The sequence below is a fragment of the Treponema sp. R80B11-R83G3 genome (assembly GCF_054786115.1).
Genome location: NZ_BDHF01000001.1, coordinates 1 through 20,018 on the forward strand (window position 1 = coordinate 1; position 20,018 = coordinate 20,018).

The window sequence follows — 20,018 nt, forward strand, 5'->3', positions numbered from 1 at the left end:
GGGATCGGCAACTATGGGTTTAAAGTTATCGTCATTTTCCCATACAATGCCGTATTGTTCCCCGCTTTCAGTTTTTCCATGCCATACAAGCGGCTGGAGTTTGCCGCAATGAATACAAGGAACGTTATAATATCTTTGATCCCCCGATTCAAATAATTTTTTTATGATTGAAGTTTGATCAACTAACGGGGTACTCGCCCAATATATTTTTCTGGTTCTAACATAAGCGTCCGTTCTATTGCGTATCAATTCAACAATATCGCCTTCATCTTTTAGCTTTGCCGCGTATGCGTCAACTTCATCTGCCTTGCCGCCCTTATAAGAATTTTGCCGGAGGCGATCCGGGTTTTTCGCGCCGTAAAAATGCAAGAAGCCGCCGGGATATTCTTTAGCGTTTGCGGTGTCCCCGGTATTTGCGCTTCCCTTTTTTTTGGGGGCCTGGGCAAAAATTAAATGCCGCGCCCCCGCGATGTTTATCATTGTTTCAATCCGGGTGTTTACGTTTGTTTTTATTAACCCCGCGTCCGCTGTTAAAAAAAATTGCGGTTTTGGATCGACCATAATATCGTATAACAAAATAGTTTCCAAAACTGAAACATTGGAGCCTAGCTGGTTTCCCTTCATCAATACGACTTCCCTGACCGGGTTTTTGGGATGAAAACAGTCAACAATTTCCCGCATATAAGGGAACCGGGAAAACCTGAAAGGGCCGGGGAACGGGCTTAATTCTTTTGGCAAGCGGCGCACCCGTTCCGCAAAATGGCTGGGGAGTTCGTATTCTTGCGCAATGGGTATTTTTTGAAACTGTTGAATTAAAAAATCTATGGTTTCTAAAATCATTTGAATAAATCATCCTCTTGACAGGGGGGGGGCTTTCATGGCCCCCTCTATGGTTTCAACATCAAAAAGATTTTGCGCGGCTTGCTTTTCAGCGGCTTTAATTCTTTTTTCAGCGTTTAAAAAATGATGTTCTTCTTTTTCAATGCCGATAAAACTCCGCCCGGTGTTGACGGCGGCAACGCCGGTGGAGCCGCTTCCCATTGTGTTATCTAAAACTATGTCATTTAAATTTGTATAAGTGCGGATTAAATATTCTAAAAGTTTAACCGGCTTTTGTGTTTCATGGTAACGGTTATCGCCTATTGCGTCCGTTTCAAAATATAAAATATTATCAGGATAGCCGGAAAGTTTTTGAACAAAATTTTTTGGAAGGGTTGCGATTTTATAAACTGAATCCGCTGTTGCTTTTTCATGATGTTTTATTGCCGCCGGGAATAAGCCTATAGGATTGTAAAGCGGAGCGCGTTCATAAAATACGCAAATATCCTCTACGCGTCGCATTGGCTGGTTGTTTGCAAAGGCAAAACCGGTAACATTATTTTTAATCCAATACCAATTATAGCGGTATTGTTTCAAGTTTGAATTTATAAGGGCGGCGGTAAACGGCTGGTTAGAAAATAAGAGTATAGGGGTATTTGTTTTTTTTATGCGGTTGTATTGCCGCCATAAAATATCAAAAGGGATTTTAACATCCCACCGGCAATTAGTTGTTCCATAGGGTAAATCGCATAATATTAAATCTATGCTTTTATCGGGAATGTCATTCATAATCGTTTCACATTTGCCGTGGTATAGTTTAACCATTGCGGGCCTCTTCAATAGCGTCTTTTATTTGTTCAATTTGTTCATGCGCTTCAATATCCTTTTGATATTTATTTTTAAGGCCGTTTAATTCAGCGATTATATTTTCCTTTGCGCCGCCTATTATTTGCGTCAATCCGTTTGTTAATGTTTCTATGACTTCAATCCGGGTTGTTTCCGTTTCGGTACTTGCAAGCGCAATAACCCGGTCAACCACCGCCTCCGGGAATTCAATAATCTGTTTGATTATCCCTTCAATGAAAGCAAAAAGCCGGGAAATGACAAAATCTTTAGGAATTAAAGTCAAGGCGCGTTCTTGTATTCTTTGTTCCCGTTCCGCTGACATTGTAGTATCTTTAAGGATTTTCGCATAACGTTCAATTTTTTCTATGCCGGGATACTTCAAAACAATTTCCCGGAGTGTCATGTCTAACAGTTCACGCGCCGGAACCCCGGCCACCGCCATTAAAGAAAAATCATCCGGGCGGGGGGAGGCGTTACGTGGGGGGGCTTGCCCGTCAAAAAGTTTCACCGGTGAAACTTTTCCGCCGCCGGTTTCTATTTGCGCCGCCGCCTCCGTTTCAGCTTGCCTCCGCCTATGCTTTGACAGATAGGCGGCGTTCACCGGGTTTTCCGTGTCCAGCATACCCGCCGCGTTTACTATGAGGGTTTTATTCTTTATTTTTTCGCTTATGCTGGCGCGGGAAACCCCCGCTTGCCGCGCAAATTCCGCCGGTTTGACTTCCATGTCTACTGTAAAGGTTAGGTTAAATTTGTAAAGGCGGGCTATTAACTTTGTAAGGTTTTGTTAGTTTTTTGTAAGGCTTAACAAAAAATTGACAGGCAACCTGTTAAAAGAAACCCTCGCCGAATAATTGCATAGGGGGGTGGGGGTCTGACAGTACCTTAATTTTATTTTTTGTTGCATGGTTGCCGGGGGTATTTGTCATTCAAAATCTTTTTTAATTTATAACGCAATGTTTCACTTTAATTTATTTTATATCATACTATACAAAGTAATATATTCAGCGGTAAAGAATATATAAGTAACAAGGTAAAGTAATTTGATAGTTTTGAAAACCATTTTATATAATAAAAAAATATCTTATAAATCAAATTATTTTTTTTTGCTTATAATAGTCTTTACAGTAATATAAATTCCTTTACCTTATTACCATAAAAAAAATATCATAACTCTATATAGGATATAGAGTTACATAATAAATGGTATTAAAAAGTACTGAAATTATGGCTATGTTTTTAAGGAATGAAAATAAAATCCTTTATAGACATTCATTTTGAGGTATAGCCCTTTTTTTTCATTCCTTGTTTGCATAGGCGGCAAAGTAAAGAAACCGCCGAAAAAATGCGCCGCCGCGCCGGGCGGGGTAACGCATGGGGGGGTATATATGAAGGGGGTAAATCGGGCGAGGCGGATTTGAACCGCCGATTTCCACGTCCCGAACGTGGCGGATTAGCCAGCTATCCCATCGCCCGTATAATGCCTATACTAGCCAAAAGTCAAAAGATTTTCAAGGGCTGAATCGGCGGCGGGCAGGGCGGCTATGGCGTTTTCAAGAATTACATTGTTATAATAGTCAACCATAACCTCGGATTCATGGCCCGTCATGGGTTTCAATTCCGCCGCTGTTAAATCCCGGCGCATACGGGAAACATAGGTATAGCGCAGGGAGTGGGGAACCAATTTCCGCCCGCCCGGTATTGCGGCGGCCTTTTTTCTTATTTTGCCTTTTTTCCAGTATCCTAAATCAATCAATTTTTCCTTGCTATAGGCGATCCCCGCTGAAACAAGGGCGCGGAAAAACACGTTTTCCGCCGTTTCTTGCCTGACCACTTTTCCGTTATACAAAAAGACAAAATCATCCGGCATTAAAGCCTTATTTCGGGTATATTCAGCGAGGGCGGCTATTGTTACATCCGGCAACCATACAACGCGCAATTTTGGTTCATCCGGCGATCCGCATTTATTGTAAACCGTTCTATTGCCGTTTTTTTGACAAAACCCGTCAACTATCAAAATTTTACGGTCAAATAAAATCTGTTTATAGCGCACCCCCCGCGCCTCCCCCAGCCGGAGGCCGCCGGAAAGTATTAACAAAAACATGATAAAATAAACATCATCCGGGAAATTGCCCGGTTTCAAAAGGGCGGCAAGTTCCGCATTTGTGAAAATATCGGCCTTTTTGGAATTGCGGGCAAAGGAAGGAAAAGGCGGCGTTCTAATTTTACAACCATAACGCGGGGCCTCCGCGTATATTTCCTTGAAAATTGTCAAGTAACGATTTTTCCATGAACCTGAACGCTTAATTTTGAAAAGGTAGGTTATAACATCCTCACTGTCAATATCCTTTAGCGCGTAACATCCAAATTCTTGAATGATTAAATTTATATAACCCCGCGCCTCCGCAAGCGTATCAAATTTGACCGATTGCCCTAATTGCCGCCGCCGGTCAACATGATCCGAGCCGGGTATATACATTTTTTCGGCTATGACAGATAGTAATAAATCCGGGTTTATTACACCGCCCCCCGGCGGCGGTAACGTTCTAACAAAAGCATCCGCCTCGGATCGGTTCCGGCAACGGGGGCAAGCCTTTTGAATTTGCCGTTTATCTTCATTGTAAAACCAATAATACCACCGATAAACTTTTTTCCCGCCTTTTAAAATTTTTTGTTTTCTGAAAGTGTGATAAAAATCCATATTGACCTCCTATTGACCTCCGCCCTTTTTTCAAGGCTTTTTTTATTGCTAATTGCTTATGTTATAAGGAATTATAAAAACCGCGCTCTTGGTCCCGAACCAAGCGCGCTACCAACTGCGCTACTGCCCGTGTTTTATAAAAAAACCCGTCAAAGACGGGTTTTCGGGAGCGACGGGGCTTGAACCCGCGATTTCCGGCTTGACAGGCCAGCGTGATAAACCAGCTTCACTACGCCCCCAATTTTTTACAAGTTAGCAAAAAATGGGGATTTAGTCAAGTCTTTCTGTGGTTTTCAAAAATAAAAAAAATTGATAAACTTGCTTTATTATGAATTATTCCAACGCTTTTATACCCACACTTAGGGAGGTTCCGGCGGATGCGGTTATCGCAAGCCATAGGTTGATGTTCCGCGCGGGGCTTCTCCGCAAACTTGCCAATGGGCTTTTCGCCTACCTTCCGCTTGGACTGCGTTCCTTCCGCAAGGTTGAACAGATTATCCGCGAAGAAATGGAAGCGGCAGGCGCGTTGGAAATAAAACCGACAGTGGTAGTCCCGGGCGAATTATGGAAGGAATCGGGGCGATGGGACTCCATCGGCGAATCAATGCTTCGCGTAAAAAATCGGCTTAATAACGATTTTGTCGTCTCACCTACCGCCGAAGAAGTTTTTACCGCCATTGTGCGCGATGAGCTTTCCAGCTACCGCCAACTGCCAATCGCCCTTTATCAAATTAACACAAAGTTCCGCGATGAAGTGCGCCCGCGTTACGGCGTTATGCGCGGACGCGAATTTATAATGAAAGACGCCTACTCATGGCACGCCGACGACAAAAGCCTTGATGACACATATCAGGCGATGGGACGCGCTTACCGCAAAATTTTCAAACGCTGCGGACTTTCAGTAATTCCCGTAAAAGCCGACTCAGGCGCGATGGGCGGCTCCGGCTCGGAAGAATTTATGGTGGAAAGCGAAATTGGCGACAATACGCTGATCCTCTGCAAAAAATGCGGATACGCCGCTAACGTGGAGAAAGCAGCCTGCAAAAGCGACTTTACGGCGCAAACTTCGATAGAATCGGCAAAAGACGGGGCTAAGGGGACGCCTGCCTTTGAAAAAATTGACACGCCTAATGTAAAAACAATCGAAGAGCTTTGCGCCTTTTTAAAAACAGAATCAAAAACGTTTATTAAAACTCTAATATACCGCGCCGTTAATGTTGAGCTTGATCTCTCCTCCGCCCCGGGTTGCGGCAAATTAGAGCGGAAAAAACCGTCACCTAACGCGCCAGCCGTCTACCCTGAAGCTTTTTTCGCGGTGGCAATCCGTGGCGACCTTGACGTGAACGAAATAAAACTCGCGTCCGTTCTAAAAGCAAGCGAGGCCGCCCTCGCGTCAGACGTCGATGTTGCGCGCCTTACCAACGCGCCCGTCGGTTTCGCGGGTCCTGTCGGACTAACAGGCTTGCCTGTTATTATCGATCACACGGTTACGGGAATGAATGACGCTGTTACGGGCGCGTTGGCAAAAGATCTGCACTACAAGCACGTCGCTTTCGGGCGCGATTTTACAGGCTGGAGCATTGACGGGCAATTATCAGTCGATGTCCGCACCGTGAAAGCGGGAGACCTTTGTCCGCAATGCGGCGGCGATTTATATTCAAAAATGGGCAACGAACTTGGGCATATTTTTAAACTTGGCTACAAATACACCCGATCAATGAACGTAACATATCTTGATGAAAACGGCAAAAGTCAAATGCCAGTAATGGGCTGTTACGGCATTGGCGTTGACCGCACCCTTGCTTCGGTAATCGAAGAACACCATGACGAGGCGGGAATTATCTGGCCAGTATCAATCGCGCCGTATCATGTCATTATCGTTCCAATAAAGTATGACGGCAAAGTTAAAGAAGCCGCTGACAAACTTGCCGCAGAGCTTACGCAAGCCGGCATCGAAGTTTTGTTAGACGACCGCAACGAGCGCCCCGGCGTAAAATTTAACGATGCCGATCTTACAGGCATCCCATGGCGCGTTGTAATCGGCGACAAAGGTTTATCGCAGGAAGATCCGCAGGTGGAGATTAAAAAGCGAAGCGAAAAAGAAAATCGCAATATACCGGTGAATAAAGCCGCTACAGAGCTTACGCAAAAAATTAAAGAAGAGCTATTATTGTTTAAATAATTCTTCGCAAAATATTCTCACTAAGATCACAAAGAGACAAAGTCTAGGGAGTGGGGAGTAGGGTTTTTGTTCGTTATCTTATCGTAAAGCCCACGCATAGATTAATAACAACAACCCCACTCCCCATTCCCTACTCCCCAGACTTGCTCTTTGTGAAAATCTTTGGAATATATTAAATTTGCTTGCAATCTTCCGCAATACTTGAGGCTTCGGCAAATTCGCTGTGGAGCAGATGTTCGGCAATTTTCTCCAGAAGTTCCGTGAGTTTATGAGGCCATGTTTTTTGCCTAAGCTGCGCCAGAGCGTCTTTAGCGGTTTTTTTGTCATACTCGGCGCAGGCTTTCTGTATAGCGGTCAGGTTTTCAAGCAGATACGCTTTATCATCATCCTCAATATTAAGTGAAACTTCATCTTCAACACTGCCTGTATTTGGTTTGATTTTTTCAATCAACTCACGTAATGCGGCTAAAAACGCTGGCGTTTCATCTGATATTACGGCGATGTTCCGCTGCCGTCCTGCCTCTTCTAATTTAGAAGCGACGCCGGAAAGCTTCGTTTCCCCGATATTAGCCAGAGCGCTTTTCATAGCATGGACGTTGATAACGTATGAACGTATGTTCTCATCAGTGTAATTGTTACGCTTTTCGTAAATTGCTTCCAATACCGCGATGGACTTTTCAGCGTCCCGGGAGAATATTCTTACAATCTCAGAATTTACGGACAGATTGGGGGTGGCGTTTTTTATCATGCTATTTTTTAACAGATGGGCGGCTTCAATAGTTTCAATAGGATATTTGTCGCGTATCAGTTTATTCAATACGGCGTCCAGTTGGCGTATGTCTATCGGTTTGGAAATAAAATCATCAAACCCGTTCGCAAAAAACATCTCGGCTTGCCCGGTCAGGACGTTAGCTGTCAACGCGACAATGTGTTTTTTATATCCCATATCGCGAATAATTTTAGCGGCTTCAATACCGTCCATCCCCGGCATATAGTGGTCCATAAAGATAATATCCCATGTTGCGCCGCTTTTAACTTTTTCAATCGCCTCATACCCGCTTGAAGCCGTTTCAACGGACAAACCGTATGGAGTTAACAATCCTCTTGTAACATACAGATTCGTTTCTATATCATCTACAACCAATACCCTGCCGTAAGGCATATATTCGTGTATTACAGGCGATTTCTTTATATGGGTAGTTTTTCCGGTACGCAACTGCCCAATTTTTTTAGCTAAATCTTTGCCTAAAACATCTGATCCCGCTACAAGCCCCTGTAAAAGCCGCACGGTAAATTCTGAACCTTTTCCTGGCTCACTATCCACGCGAATCTCGCCGTTCATCAGTTTGATAAGATGTTTTGTAATGCTCATGCCCAAACCCGCCCCTTCAATCGCCCTGTTGGCTTCCGTATTAAAGCGGGTATATTCATCATACAGTCTGTTCAACTGTTCGGCCGTCATGCCCTGTCCTGTATCTTTTACGCGGAAAATGATCGTTATATTGCCGGTTTCTTCCTGTCGTGATTCCACAATGGCAGACATTGAAACTTCGCCTGAAGCCGTGTATTTAAACGCGTTAGAAAGCAGGTTATTTAAAATCTGTTTAATTCGCAGTTCATCGCCAAACAATGTCATGGGAATATTTTCATCAATATGAAGGCTGAATTTAATCGGCTTGCTTTCGTATCGGACAACATTAAGGTTTACGGTATCGTTAATAAGGCTTGAAACATCGTATTCAACGGGGAATAATTCCAGCTTGCCGGCTTCTATTTTAGACAGATCCAGTATGTCATTGATAATCCCAAGCAGAAGATAACCGGAATTGTAAATTTTATCCATAGCTTCCTGAATATCAGGATTCAATGTATCGTTCTGAAGTTGAATTTCCGTAATGCCAAGAATAGCGTTCATAGGCGTGCGTATTTCATGGCTTACCTTCGCTAGAAAAGCGGATTTGGCAAAATTAGCGGCTTCCGCGTCGGCCTGTTTTTTTGCCATTATTTGCAAGTTGGTTATATCCTGTACAACTTCAATATATCCCATTGTTTTACCGTGCAGATCCGTGAGCATTGCGACATCAACCTGATACGATAAATCTCCATGCGAAAAATATGTTTTTGTAACGCCCCTTTTTATACAGGCGATGCCGCAATCAGGAGTATTACAGATGTTAGCCCCCCAGTTGCTGCACGGTTTCCCTATAACGTCTTTAAGCGTTACGCCTAAAAATTTCTCTACCGCCGCGTTTATGAACGTCCAGTTTGTATCCGCGTCCGTAACGGTTATAGGCAGAGGTATAGCGTTAAGAATTGAATTATACCAATGGGCCATAGCTTGGGATTTCTCGCTTTCCTTGTTTATCTCGTTGAGCATTGCCAGCAATATTGTAATCAAGACTACCGCAAGGGCCGCGCCCAGCACGGTAAGGAATATTGCCATGATTCTTGTGCTTTTATAATATTCGCTCTTGGGCGTTACAACTCCCATATACCAGCCATTTTGGAGTCTTTCCAAAAAGACAATACATTCAATCTTTCGGTAGTTGGTCGTTATGACTTCATAAACATGGCCATTCCGCTGTAATTCATCCGCATAAGACGAGATACGGCTCTTCACGTCTTGAAATGCCATACCTACTATATAAGACTCCGGGTGGGCGATTATCTTCATAGTCTTACTTAACAGAAATCCGTAGCCTTTTTCGGCAAATTGCGTATTAATGGCATGTTGACTAACCCTGTCAAGTTTAATATCCAGACAAACAACACCCAGTTCTTCATCGTCTTCGTCAAAAATACGGCGGGAAAATGTAATAATAGAATTCTCTCCTGTTCTCAAATTATTATACGGCTCGGTTACTCCTACATCACCGTTAGCCTCAACAGCCGCCACATACCATGGACGGTCTTGCAGTACATAGCCTTTCGGGGGAATCCAGTCTTTTCCTTCGGTGAAATATCTTTTTCCAAAAACGTCAAAAAAACCGTAAAAACCAATAATGCCTAAAAGACGGTTTTTTTCGTTACTATGCATATATTCATTTATATAATGTATATATCCACGTACCGTTTCATCTGTATCTCCGCGAATAATCATCCCACGGATGGTTTCCGCAAAACCGGCCAAAATGGTCTCCGGTTCTTTTAAATCCATAATAATACTTGCTTCTGTATTTAAAATCGCGTTTTGTACGTCCCTTTGCAAGTGCTTGCGTTCAATATCACTAACAAACAGGAAACTTACAATAACCATTAACGCAAAAGCCAACGCTACAAACAGTATCTGCAAATACCGAATGAGTCTTTTTCGCTTTTTCTGATCAAAAGAACGCATTTTCATGCATCAACCTACCATAACTTTATAATTAGAGTCTGTCTATAATGTGGACACATTATAGACAGACTTCCTTAAAAATTGCATTTTCGCAGCCTTTAGGCGAGAAAATGCAGTGTCTGTCCACAAAGTAACCGACTTTGTGGACAGACACTAATTATAAATTAATAATAATACACAATTTCAAAAAACGCTAGTTTTTTTTATTCTGGATTGTATAATTCATTTATGGAACCAATTATTCTCGCTTCAGGCTCTTCACGGCGGCAGGATTACTTCAAACTGCTTGGGTTGCAATTCAACGTTATGCCCGCCAAAATCGATGAAAGCCTCTGTAAGCAAAAAGACCCCAAAAAATTAACCTCAGAACTTGCGGTTAAAAAGATAGAAAACGTCCTTGATCAAATGAGAAATCGCCTGCCTTGGTGGATTTTCGGGGCGGATACGGTTATTGCCATAGGAGACAAGATATTCGGCAAGGCGCAGAATAGGGAAAATGCCGCCGAAATGCTGCGGGAACTGTCAGACCGCCGGCATCAGGTAATAACTTCAATGGCCCTTTACAACAGCAGAGAAAAAAAGACCGATTGCCGTACAGTCTCCTGCGCGGTCGTTTTTGACCCCATGACGGAGGCTGAAATTAACTGGTACCTCAATACAAACGAATGGCAGGGGGTGGCTGGGGCTTACCGGATTCAGGGGCTTGCTTCCTGCTTTATTAACAGGATAGAGGGCACTTCAAGCGCCGTGGCGGGCTTGCCATTGCGCGAATTTTATGTCATGCTTAGAGATAACGGCTACCCATACGGAGCGTAAGTTCCCAGTCTGTATGGCTGCGGGTGCCGATTTTCCGCTGTTTAAGGCTTTACCTTCAAACAGTGAGATATAGCGAAGGCAGGGTTTTTACTCAAACCAAACGCTCGGCTTTTGATAAAGCCGACAGGTAAAACCCGATGTTAGGAGGAAATTTTGGCTGTTGTAACAATGAAGAATCTCCTTGAATCAGGAGTACATTTCGGCCACCAGGTGAAACGCTGGGATCCGCGCATGAAGAAATACATCTTTGCGGAGCGGAACGGCATTCACATCATCGATCTGCAAAAAACAATCCAGGCTATCAAGGACGCTTATGAAGCCGTGCGCAGAAACGTAGCCGCCGGGAAAACCGTGCTTTTTGTAGGAACAAAAAAACAAGCCCAACAGGCGATCCAGAAAGAAGCGGAACGCTGCGGAATGTACTATGTTAACAACCGCTGGCTTGGCGGTATGCTTACCAATTTCGTAACGATTAAAAAATCGCTTCTGCGCCTAAAAAAACTGGAAAAAATGGAAGTTGATGGAACTTTCGAAAATCTCACAAAAAAAGAGATTGCCGCTCTTGGTAAAGAACGCATTAAACTGCAAAAAAACATGGGCGGCATTAAGGAAATGAAGGAACTTCCTGGAATCCTTTTTATCATCGACACGCGTAAGGAAGCCATAGCCGTAGCAGAAGCCAAGAGGCAGGGCATTCCAATCATCGCCGTTGTCGATACAAACTGCAATCCCGACGGTATCGACTACCCTATTCCCGGCAACGACGACGCAATCAGGGCGATTACCCTCTTTACGCAAATTGTCGCCAACGCCGTCGTAGAGGCGGATAACGAAGTGGGTCTCAAGATTATTGAAACCCTCGGCGATGAAGACGAGGATATGGAAAGCATGATGAACGACGTATCCATGAAAGAGGAAGACAGGGAAATCGACATCGAAAAATACACGACGGAAGAAGCGTACAGGGCGGCGAAAGCGGATGAAGAAGTCCCTGAAGACGATGAGGACAACAACAAGATAAAAGTTGACATTGATAAAGTTTATGAAAATGAGTAATAAAGGAGAATAATATGGCTGAAATATCCCCAGCAGATGTAAAAAAACTTCGGGAAAAAACCGGAGCGGGAATGATGGAATGTAAAAACGCGCTTGTCTCTTCGGAGGGCGATTTTGCCAAAGCGGAAAAACTTTTAAAGGAAAAAGGCCTTGCCGCTCTTGAAAAAAGAGCCGGACGCGCCACCAATAACGGAAAAGTTTTTATTAAAATGAAAGGCGACAATTCCGCCGCCGTGTTAGTTGAACTTAACGCTGAAACGGACTTTGTCGCAAGAAACCCGGACTTTATCGCACTTGGCGAAACAATCGCGGCTACCGCTCTTGAAAAAGGCTTAAGCGACCCCAATGATGAGCTTAACGGCCTTGTACAGGACCTTGCGACTAAAATCCGCGAAAACATGGGGCTTAAAAGACTTTGCCTTGTAAGAGCTGCTTCCCATGAATATTTAACGCAGTACATTCACGGGGACGGCAACATCGGGGTAGTAGTAAAATGCGAATCTGACAAACCGGAAATCTTTAAAAACGAGGAAGTAAAATCCTTTGTTTTCACCCTCGCCCTGCATATTGCGGCTTTTAATCCGTTCGAGATTGACCGTGATAAAATCGCCGCAGGGTGGCTAAAAGAGCAGGAAGACATTTTCCGCGTTCAAATGCAACAAGATGAAAAACTTAAAGGGAAGCCTGAAAAAGTTCTTGAAGGAATTCTCAAGGGCAAAGTGACAAAGTATTTAAGCGAGATTTGCCTTATGGAACAGGGTTATGTAAAAGACGATAAAATCACAGTCGCAAAGGCGATTGAAGAATGCGCAAAGAAAGCTGGAGCCAAACTTGCGGTAACCGAGTATGTTTACTACAAAGTAGGCGCGGAATAATCAGGGGTTTTTATGCAGGATGTAATTTCGTCTAACGAAGAGCGGATGAAAAAAACAGTGGCAAGCCTTAAAGACGCTTTTGCCGCTTTCAGGACGGGGAGGGCGTCAGCCGCCCTGTTTGACAGGATTAGAGTTGACGCTTACGGTGAAAAATCGCCTCTTAATCAGGTTGCGAACATATCAATTCCCGAAGCGCGCCTTGTCGTTATTCAACCGTGGGATAAAAATCTTATCACGGAGATTGAAAAAGCGATTCGTTCTTCGGAACTGTCACTAAACCCGTCAAATGACGGCAAGGTTATCCGCGTATCAATTCCTCCGCTTACCGAAGAAAGGCGCAAAGAGCTTGTCAAGCTCGCGAAAAATCAGGCGGAACAATCAAGGGTCGCAATACGCAACATTCGCAGGGACGGCAACGAAGAGTTAAAAAAACTTTTAAAGGATAAAAAGGCAAAAATTACGGAAGACGACGAGAGCAAGGGAGAGGAAGACCTGCAAAAACTTACGGACAATTACGTAGGGCAAGTAAATAAGATCCTTGAAGAAAAAGAAAAAGAGATAATGGACGTATAATGGGTAAAAATATCCCTGCTCATGTGGGCATTATAATGGACGGAAACGGACGCTGGGCGAAAAGCCGTGGTTTAGTCCGCACGCAGGGACATCTTGAAGGGTTAAAGACGGCAAAACGCATTGTAAAAGCCGCAAGCGATTTAGGCATAAAGTATCTGACGCTTTATGCGTTTTCGACTGAAAACTGGAAACGCACGTCCGAAGAAGTCGGCTTTATAATGGGGCTGATAAAACAGTATTTGCGCGCGGAGTTTGATTTCAGCAAACAAAATAAAATCCGAGTCCGCCACGCCGGAGATTTCGCCGGATTGCCGCCTGACATTCAAAAAGAGCTGTCCGATTCAATCGCCGACACCGCGAGTTTTGAGGGAATGCAGGTAATTCTTGCGATTAATTACGGCGGCAGGGACGAGATTGTAAGGGCGTTACGCAAACTTGCCAAAGAGCGGGGGGAAAACTCTGCAAACATCAGCGAAGATGACATTCGCGCTTTTCTTGACAATCCCGACGTGCCTGATCCTGATTTAATAATCCGAAGCGCGGGCGAATACAGAACGAGTAATTTTTTATTGTGGGAAGGGGCGTATTCGGAATTGTTCATATCGCAAAAATTTTGGCCTGATTGGGACAAAGAGGACTTGGAAGCGGCTATTTCCGATTATCAAAACAGGGACAGGCGTTTTGGCGGGGTAAAAACATGAAAAAAATTATAGAACGGTTACTTATATTTATAATCGGACTTCCCGCCGTTTTTACCCTTGTAATCTTACTGCCCTACTACAATAACCTTGCCCTAAATATAGTCACGGTTTTCTTTTCAGCTATGGGAGCCGTTGAATTTTCTTCCATGCTTGAAAAAAAGAAAATTGTTATTTCAAAAATTGAAAGTTTTATTTTAGGGACTGTAATTCCCTTAACATTTACCCTTGTTATCAGTTTAAAAATTACCCCATTGATTGTTCCCATCATAGCAATGGTAAGCGCAGGATGGGTATTATTATCTAAAGTTTTTTCCCGCACGTCAGAAATAGAAACAATTACCGGGCAAATAATCGGCAAATTTTCTTTACTTGTTTATCCCGGGCTTTTTATCTGCTGGATGGTAATAATGAGCGCATGGGGAAAACCCTCCGCGATACTGTTGTTTTTATTCATAACATTCATTAATGATTCCACCGCATGGCTTTGCGGTAATTTATTCGGCGCGAAGAACAGGGGAATAATTCCCGTAAGCCCCAACAAGAGCGTCGCGGGCTTCATAGGCGGAACACTAGGTTCCATAATCATCGCCGAGGGCGCGGTAATATTTTTTCCTCAAATATTTATTTATTTAAACTTTGAAATTTCTTTTTCTTACTTGGCAATCATGGCGGCTGTTCTTGGCTTATGCACGGGAATTGCCGCATCGTTAGGCGATCTTGCGGAATCCGCGATTAAAAGAAGCTGCGATTTTAAAGATTCGGGAAATTTTATGCTTGGACGCGGCGGCGTTCTTGATTCGATTGACTCTATCGCCGTAGCCGCTCCCGTATTTTTTCTCCTGTTCAGCATGTTTTTCAGATTTTGATGAAAAAACGCGTCGCTATTCTTGGGGCAACCGGCTCCATCGGAAAAAGCTCCCTCGACATAATTTCACGCGACAATGAAAACTTCGAGCCAGTCCTCCTTACAGCCCGTTCCAGCCGCGACAAACTTGAAGCGTTGTCAAAACAATTCCCCACCGCCGTTTGCGTCCTAGCTGATGATACCAACGGCAAGGAAAAAATCTTATCCGCCATAGCCGAAATAAAACCCGACATAACGATAAACGGCATATCAGGCGCCGCCGGCCTTGAACCCTCTCTCTCTGCAATAAAAGCCGGCTCTCACTTAGCCCTCGCGAACAAGGAAACAATCGTTATGGCGGGCGATTTGGCTATCCGCTCGGCAAAAGAAAAAAATGTAAACATTATCCCCGTCGATTCCGAACACTCCGCGATTTTTCACCTGCTCCGTTTTTTTGAAGCGCAAAGCGGTGACAAGAGCGAAAATGTAAGCGAAATAATACTTACCGCGTCAGGCGGCCCGTTTAGGAATTTTAGCGTTAAAGACATGGAAAACGTAACGGTAAAGGATGCTCTTGCCCACCCCACATGGAGCATGGGGCCAAAGATAACGATAGATTCAGCATCAATGGCGAACAAGGGACTGGAAATAATTGAGGCCTGCGTATTTTTTAATATGCCCAGCGAAAAAATAAAAGTGGTAATCCACCCTCAAAGCATAGTCCATTCGATGATCCGCCTGTGTAACGGAGTTATTTACGCACAGCTTTCAAAACCAGACATGCGCCACCCGATTCACGATGCGCTATACTGGCCTGTAACAACCAAGTCAACTCTTGAGCCAATCAACTTTGATTCTCTGTCCCTTGAATTTTCAAAACCTGATACCGTTAAATTCCCCATGCTGACCTTCGCATGGGAAGCCGCCAGTCGCGGAGGTTTGTACCCGTGCGCATATAACGCCGCAAACGAAGTAGCAGTCACGGCATTTCTGGAACAGAAAATTAAATTTTTGGATATTCCAAAAATAGCGGAACACGTCCTGCAAGCGGACTGGACTTGCGGTTCTTTAGACTTGGAGACGGTACTTAAAGCTGACGCTGAGGCAAGGCAGAGAGCTAAATCTTTAATATCGTAAAATTTTCACATAAAAACGCGAATAACGCTAAATAAACAATTCATTGTTAGTGTTAGTTCGTGGTAATAAAACGTCATTTTTTCTCCGAAAATCAGATATGAAGTCTCAAAAATTTATTTTCTTCCTTTTAATGGCTATTCTATTAAACACATGTAAATCAACCGAAACAGTAAAAGAAATTTTTAAGGAGTCTGTACCCAAGCCTGAAGTTATTCAGCAACAGGGGCATACAGGTCCTGTTTTATCGGTAGCGTTCAGCCCCGATGGAAGCAAGTTTATTTCAGGATCAGGCGATAACAGTATTAAGCTCTGGGACACGGCGACAGGCAAAGAAATAAAAACTTTTTTGGGGCACAATTCATGGGTTAATTCGGTGGCATTCAGCCCAGATGGGACGCGGATAGTTTCCGCCGGTTCTTACGACAACACCGTTAAACTCTGGGACGTGGAGTCAGGAACGCTGATAAAATCTTTTTCAGGGTTTATGGGCATGACTACATCCGCGACTTTCAGTCCCGACGGCAAACAAATTCTTTCCAGTTTCTCAGACAGCATGGTTAAACTTTGGGATATTGCGTCAGGAAGAGAGATAAAAACTTTCTGGGGACAGTTAGCGATGATTACTTCCGTAGCGTTCAGCCCTAACGGCAAACAGATCGTTTTTTTAGATCAATCCGATAACACTGGAAATTTTACGGCGACAATCAAATATGTTGACGCGGTGACAGGCAGAGAGCTTAGAACGTTTCCAAGGTACAGGGAAAGCCTTTATTCAATCAGTTTCAGTCCCGATGGCAATTTGATTGTTTTTGGTTCAGGGGACGGCAAAATAAAAATATGCGATGCCGCCGCCGGCAAAGAAATAAAAACATTATCCGGCCACACGGGCTGGATTAACTCCGTTTGTTTTAGTCCTGACGGCGCTCAAATCGTTTCCGGTTCAGGTTCCAACGATAACACTGTTAAACTCTGGGATACCGCGACTGGCAAGGAAATTAGAACTTTTTCAGGGCATACTTCATGGGTTTTTTCAGTAGCGTTCAGTCCCGACGGGAAACAGATACTTTCAGGCTCACGTGATACAAGCATCAAACTTTGGGACGCAAAAACAGGCGCATTAATCAGAACAATCAGCATTCAAAAGCCTTAGAAAAACTATTGATTTTTTATATAAAATAATTATACTTTACATAATTCATATATAAGGAGAGAAATATGAAAAAATGGGTTTGTTCGGTTTGCGGTTATGTTCATACGGGCGATCAGCCGCCTGCGCAGTGTCCTACCTGCAAGGCTCCGGCTGAAAAATTTAAAGAACAGGTTGCGGGCGGCAGTTATGCCTCTGAGCATGTGGTGGGCATCGCAAAAGGCGTTGATGCCGACATCGTAAAAGATCTGCAGGCGCACTTTAACGGCGAATGTTGCGAAGTAGGAATGTATTTGGCGATGAGCCGGGTCGCGGAGCGCGAAGGTTATCCTGAAATAGCCGACGCTTATAAGCGCTACGCTTTTGAAGAAGCGGAACACGCCGCGAAGTTCGGCGAGCTTTTGGGTGAAGTCGTTACAGACAGCACAAAGAAAAATTTGGAACTGCGCATAGAAGCCGAATTTGGCGCCTGCGCGGGAAAAACAGACATCGCCAAAAGAGCCAAAGAAAAAGGCCTAGACGCGATTCACGATTCAGTACACGAAATGGCCCGCGACGAAGCAAGACATTGCGCCGGCTTTAAAGGTCTCTTAAAGAGATACTTCTAAAATTAGGGAGTGGGAGTAGGGAGTAGGGAGTGGGGTTGTTGTTCGTTATCTGCGCGTGAGATAAACGCTTCGCTTGCTAACAACAATCCCTACTCCCCACTCCCCAAACTTTTAAGCGTTTTAATCAATACCGGTATTACTACAACAAGGCTTGCAAGCTCCGACACGGGTCTTGCAAGCTGAATGCCGTTAAGGCCGAGGATAGGCGCTAAAATGAAAAGGCTTGGGATTAGAAATATTCCCTGTCGGGAGAAGGCGACTATGCTTGCTTCCAAAGCTCTTCCCATTGTTTGAGTCATCATGTTTACCATTATTATGCCCGCCGTAAAAGGAAGGCTTATACATTGAAGCCGCAGCCCCAACGCGCCTATCGCTATTACTTCTAAATCGTCTTTTCTAAATAGCATTATGATTTGAGGGGCGAATATCGCCATCGCGATTGAAATAACAAGCAGGCCTGTGCAGGAGAATTTTACGCAGAACCAGAAAGCTTTTTTTACCCTGCCGTACAATTTAGCGCCGTAATTAAATCCGCACACGGGTTGAAACCCCTGGCCAAAACCAAGAACAACCGAAGTGGCGAACATGGCAATCCTATTGGAAATTGAAATTGCGGCAATCGCCGCATCCCCGTATGGCCTCGCGAAATGGTTTATTATAATAGAAGCGATGCTCATAAGACTCTGCCTGATAAGCGCCGGAACTCCCCCTTTAAACATTTCAGCGTAACGCTTTACTGAAGGGGAAAAAAGTTTAAAATTAATCGAAATATTTCCCTTACGCGTCGTACAGTAAAAAAAGAGTATGCAAAAACTTATTATCTGGCTGATTAACGTGGCGGCGGCCGCTCCTTTTACCCCCATTCCAAAGACAAAAATAAAAAGCGGATCAAGAAAAATATTTAAAATCGCCCCCGATAACATTCCAAACATCGCTATCGCGGCGCTTCCCTGAAACCGCAACTGCTGGTTTAAAACGTTAGCTGACACTATCCAGGGGGAAGCCAGCAAAATAAAGAAAATATATTCCTTAGCGTGCGGTTTTATTGTAGGCGTCGCTCCAAGCCAGTCCGCCAAATGCCCAAGGAAGGCAAGTCCTACGGCGGCTACTGCCGCCATCCCGATAAAACCGCTGACAAGCCCCGTTACCGCCATGCGGTAAGCGCCGTCTGTATTTTGCGCCCCTAATGCCCGCGATATATAATTTCCCGACCCCTGCCCAAAGAAAAAGCCCATAGCTTGAATAATCGCCATGAGCGGAAACGCTATGCCTACAGCCGCCACGTGGCTTGTACCCAAAGAACTGACAAAAAACGTATCGGTTATATTGTAAATCGCGGAAATCAACATGATTAAAATACTGGGGCCTGCAAGAGCGAGAATATTCTTCTCCACAGGATATGTGGTCATCTTGATAAATTTTTCGTTTTTAGCGGATATATCAACCATAAATATCTTAAGCGAACCTCTAAAAACTAACACAAAAACAGAAAAAAAGATATATAGCATAAGCGACGACCAGACGGAATACAAGCTAAAACAACAACCGGCAGATGTTCTTCCGAACGCCTATAGTATGCCAATAGACGCCTTTTTATTATAATTTCGCGTGAATCTCTTGTGAAAAAATCATTTTTCGGTCAAGCGCCACGCATATACGCACCCATATAGGGTATGAAAAAAAACAATGAAAAAAAGGCTTTTTCAGGCATTCCCCTTGAAGAGCGCCCACGGGAAAAATTGAAGATTAAAGGACCGTCCGCCCTTTCCGATCAAGAACTGCTGGCAATTCTGCTTAGAACCGGCATTTCGGGGAAAAATGTAAAAATTCTCGCAAATGATATGTGCAGATTTTTAGACCACTGCAAGGACATTCCCTCCGTAAAAGATATTTCCAATTTATCGGGTATCGGGCTGTCCAAGGCATGCGCTATCGCCGCAATGCTCGAGTATGGCAGAAGACGCTATGGGTCTTTTTCCATGCGGATTAAAAAACCGATAGACATTTTCACTCTTGTGCGGCACTATGCCGACCGCAAACAGGAGAGGTTTATCAGTCTTTCACTGAACGGCGCCCACGAAGTGCTTGCTGTGCGGATTGTTACGATCGGGCTTGTAAATAAAACAATCGTCCATCCTCGTGAAGTATTTGCCGACTTGATTCAGGACAGGGCGGCTGCTTTTTGCGTAGCGCATAACCACCCGTCGGGACAGCTTGTAAGCTCTCCTGAAGACGATGATATAACGGAACGTCTTCAGGCTGCTGCGCAAATCTTGGGACTCCATTTTATCGACCATATTATTTTTTCACAGACCGCATGGTGGAGTTTTAGGGAGAACGGAAAATTAAGGGATTAGTAAAAATTAACACGTTATTTTT

General features: G+C 44.1%; 17 protein-coding genes and 2 tRNA genes. 11 read left to right on the top strand and 8 right to left on the bottom strand.

What is annotated here, in order from left to right:
• The 6 genes from ACYVRH_RS00005 to ACYVRH_RS00030 all read right to left on the bottom strand — a co-directional run.
• On the bottom strand, positions 1-840 hold an 840-nt coding region (locus ACYVRH_RS00005; RefSeq protein WP_461254877.1), incomplete at its 3' end, for a phage terminase large subunit family protein.
• Positions 841-849: 9 nt separating this feature from the next.
• Positions 850-1,644 (bottom strand): DNA-methyltransferase, encoded by a 795-nt coding sequence (locus ACYVRH_RS00010; protein WP_461254878.1) that lies wholly within the window; start codon positions 1,642-1,644, stop codon positions 850-852.
• The gene (locus ACYVRH_RS00015; protein WP_461254879.1) at positions 1,637-2,389 is read right to left on the bottom strand and encodes a hypothetical protein; all 753 of its coding nucleotides are present in this window, start codon (positions 2,387-2,389) and stop codon (positions 1,637-1,639) included. The genes ACYVRH_RS00010 and ACYVRH_RS00015 overlap by 8 nt, the downstream gene beginning before the upstream one ends.
• A gap of 675 nt (positions 2,390-3,064) precedes the next feature.
• Positions 3,065-3,138: transfer RNA gene (locus tag ACYVRH_RS00020), tRNA-Pro, on the bottom strand.
• Positions 3,139-3,151: 13 nt separating this feature from the next.
• On the bottom strand, positions 3,152-4,363 hold the full coding sequence (locus ACYVRH_RS00025) for a tyrosine-type recombinase/integrase (protein WP_461254880.1): 1,212 nt from the start codon (positions 4,361-4,363) through the stop codon (positions 3,152-3,154).
• Positions 4,364-4,527: 164 nt separating this feature from the next.
• Positions 4,528-4,602, bottom strand: a tRNA-Asp gene (locus tag ACYVRH_RS00030).
• 89 nt (positions 4,603-4,691) lie between these two features.
• Here ACYVRH_RS00030 and ACYVRH_RS00035 point away from each other — a divergent pair.
• On the top strand, positions 4,692-6,545 hold the full coding sequence (locus ACYVRH_RS00035; RefSeq protein WP_461254881.1) for a proline--tRNA ligase: 1,854 nt from the start codon (positions 4,692-4,694) through the stop codon (positions 6,543-6,545).
• 172 nt (positions 6,546-6,717) lie between these two features.
• Here the strand turns inward: ACYVRH_RS00035 and ACYVRH_RS00040 are convergent, their stop codons facing one another.
• A complete protein-coding gene (locus tag ACYVRH_RS00040) occupies positions 6,718-9,888 on the bottom strand; it encodes a hybrid sensor histidine kinase/response regulator (RefSeq protein ID WP_461254882.1) in 3,171 nt (1,056 codons plus the stop codon).
• 222 nt (positions 9,889-10,110) lie between these two features.
• On the opposite strand from ACYVRH_RS00040, the gene ACYVRH_RS00045 reads away from it, so the two are divergent.
• From ACYVRH_RS00045 to ACYVRH_RS00085, 9 genes are all read left to right on the top strand, one after another.
• Positions 10,111-10,698 (top strand): Maf family protein, encoded by a 588-nt coding sequence (locus ACYVRH_RS00045; protein ID WP_461254883.1) that lies wholly within the window; start codon positions 10,111-10,113, stop codon positions 10,696-10,698.
• Positions 10,699-10,851: 153 nt separating this feature from the next.
• Positions 10,852-11,754, top strand: coding sequence for a 30S ribosomal protein S2 (rpsB, locus tag ACYVRH_RS00050; protein WP_461254884.1), 903 nt, complete (start codon positions 10,852-10,854; stop codon positions 11,752-11,754).
• Positions 11,755-11,768: 14 nt separating this feature from the next.
• Positions 11,769-12,629 (top strand): translation elongation factor Ts, encoded by an 861-nt coding sequence (tsf, locus tag ACYVRH_RS00055; RefSeq protein WP_461254885.1) that lies wholly within the window; start codon positions 11,769-11,771, stop codon positions 12,627-12,629.
• 12 nt (positions 12,630-12,641) lie between these two features.
• A complete protein-coding gene (gene frr / locus ACYVRH_RS00060; RefSeq protein WP_461252082.1) occupies positions 12,642-13,202 on the top strand; it encodes a ribosome recycling factor in 561 nt (186 codons plus the stop codon).
• Complete coding sequence (gene uppS / locus ACYVRH_RS00065; protein WP_461254886.1) at positions 13,202-13,903, top strand: polyprenyl diphosphate synthase; 702 nt, start codon at positions 13,202-13,204, stop codon at positions 13,901-13,903. Before frr ends, uppS begins: the two co-directional genes overlap by 1 nt.
• Complete coding sequence (locus ACYVRH_RS00070; protein WP_461254887.1) at positions 13,900-14,769, top strand: phosphatidate cytidylyltransferase; 870 nt, start codon at positions 13,900-13,902, stop codon at positions 14,767-14,769. The genes uppS and ACYVRH_RS00070 overlap by 4 nt, the downstream gene beginning before the upstream one ends.
• Positions 14,769-15,884 (top strand): 1-deoxy-D-xylulose-5-phosphate reductoisomerase, encoded by a 1,116-nt coding sequence (dxr, locus tag ACYVRH_RS00075; RefSeq protein ID WP_461254888.1) that lies wholly within the window; start codon positions 14,769-14,771, stop codon positions 15,882-15,884. Before ACYVRH_RS00070 ends, dxr begins: the two co-directional genes overlap by 1 nt.
• A 97-nt stretch (positions 15,885-15,981) precedes the next feature.
• Positions 15,982-17,034 (top strand): WD40 repeat domain-containing protein, encoded by a 1,053-nt coding sequence (locus tag ACYVRH_RS00080; protein ID WP_461254889.1) that lies wholly within the window; start codon positions 15,982-15,984, stop codon positions 17,032-17,034.
• A gap of 65 nt (positions 17,035-17,099) precedes the next feature.
• The gene (locus tag ACYVRH_RS00085; RefSeq protein ID WP_461254890.1) at positions 17,100-17,639 is read left to right on the top strand and encodes an NADH peroxidase; all 540 of its coding nucleotides are present in this window, start codon (positions 17,100-17,102) and stop codon (positions 17,637-17,639) included.
• Between the two features lie 89 nt (positions 17,640-17,728).
• Here the strand turns inward: ACYVRH_RS00085 and ACYVRH_RS00090 are convergent, their stop codons facing one another.
• Positions 17,729-19,087: an MATE family efflux transporter gene (locus ACYVRH_RS00090; protein WP_461254891.1), complete on the bottom strand. Its 1,359-nt coding sequence runs from the start codon at positions 19,085-19,087 to the stop codon at positions 17,729-17,731.
• Positions 19,088-19,312: 225 nt separating this feature from the next.
• Here ACYVRH_RS00090 and ACYVRH_RS00095 point away from each other — a divergent pair, with 225 nt between their 5' ends.
• A complete protein-coding gene (locus ACYVRH_RS00095; RefSeq protein WP_461254892.1) occupies positions 19,313-19,996 on the top strand; it encodes a JAB domain-containing protein in 684 nt (227 codons plus the stop codon).
• Positions 19,997-20,018: the final 22 nt, after the last annotated feature.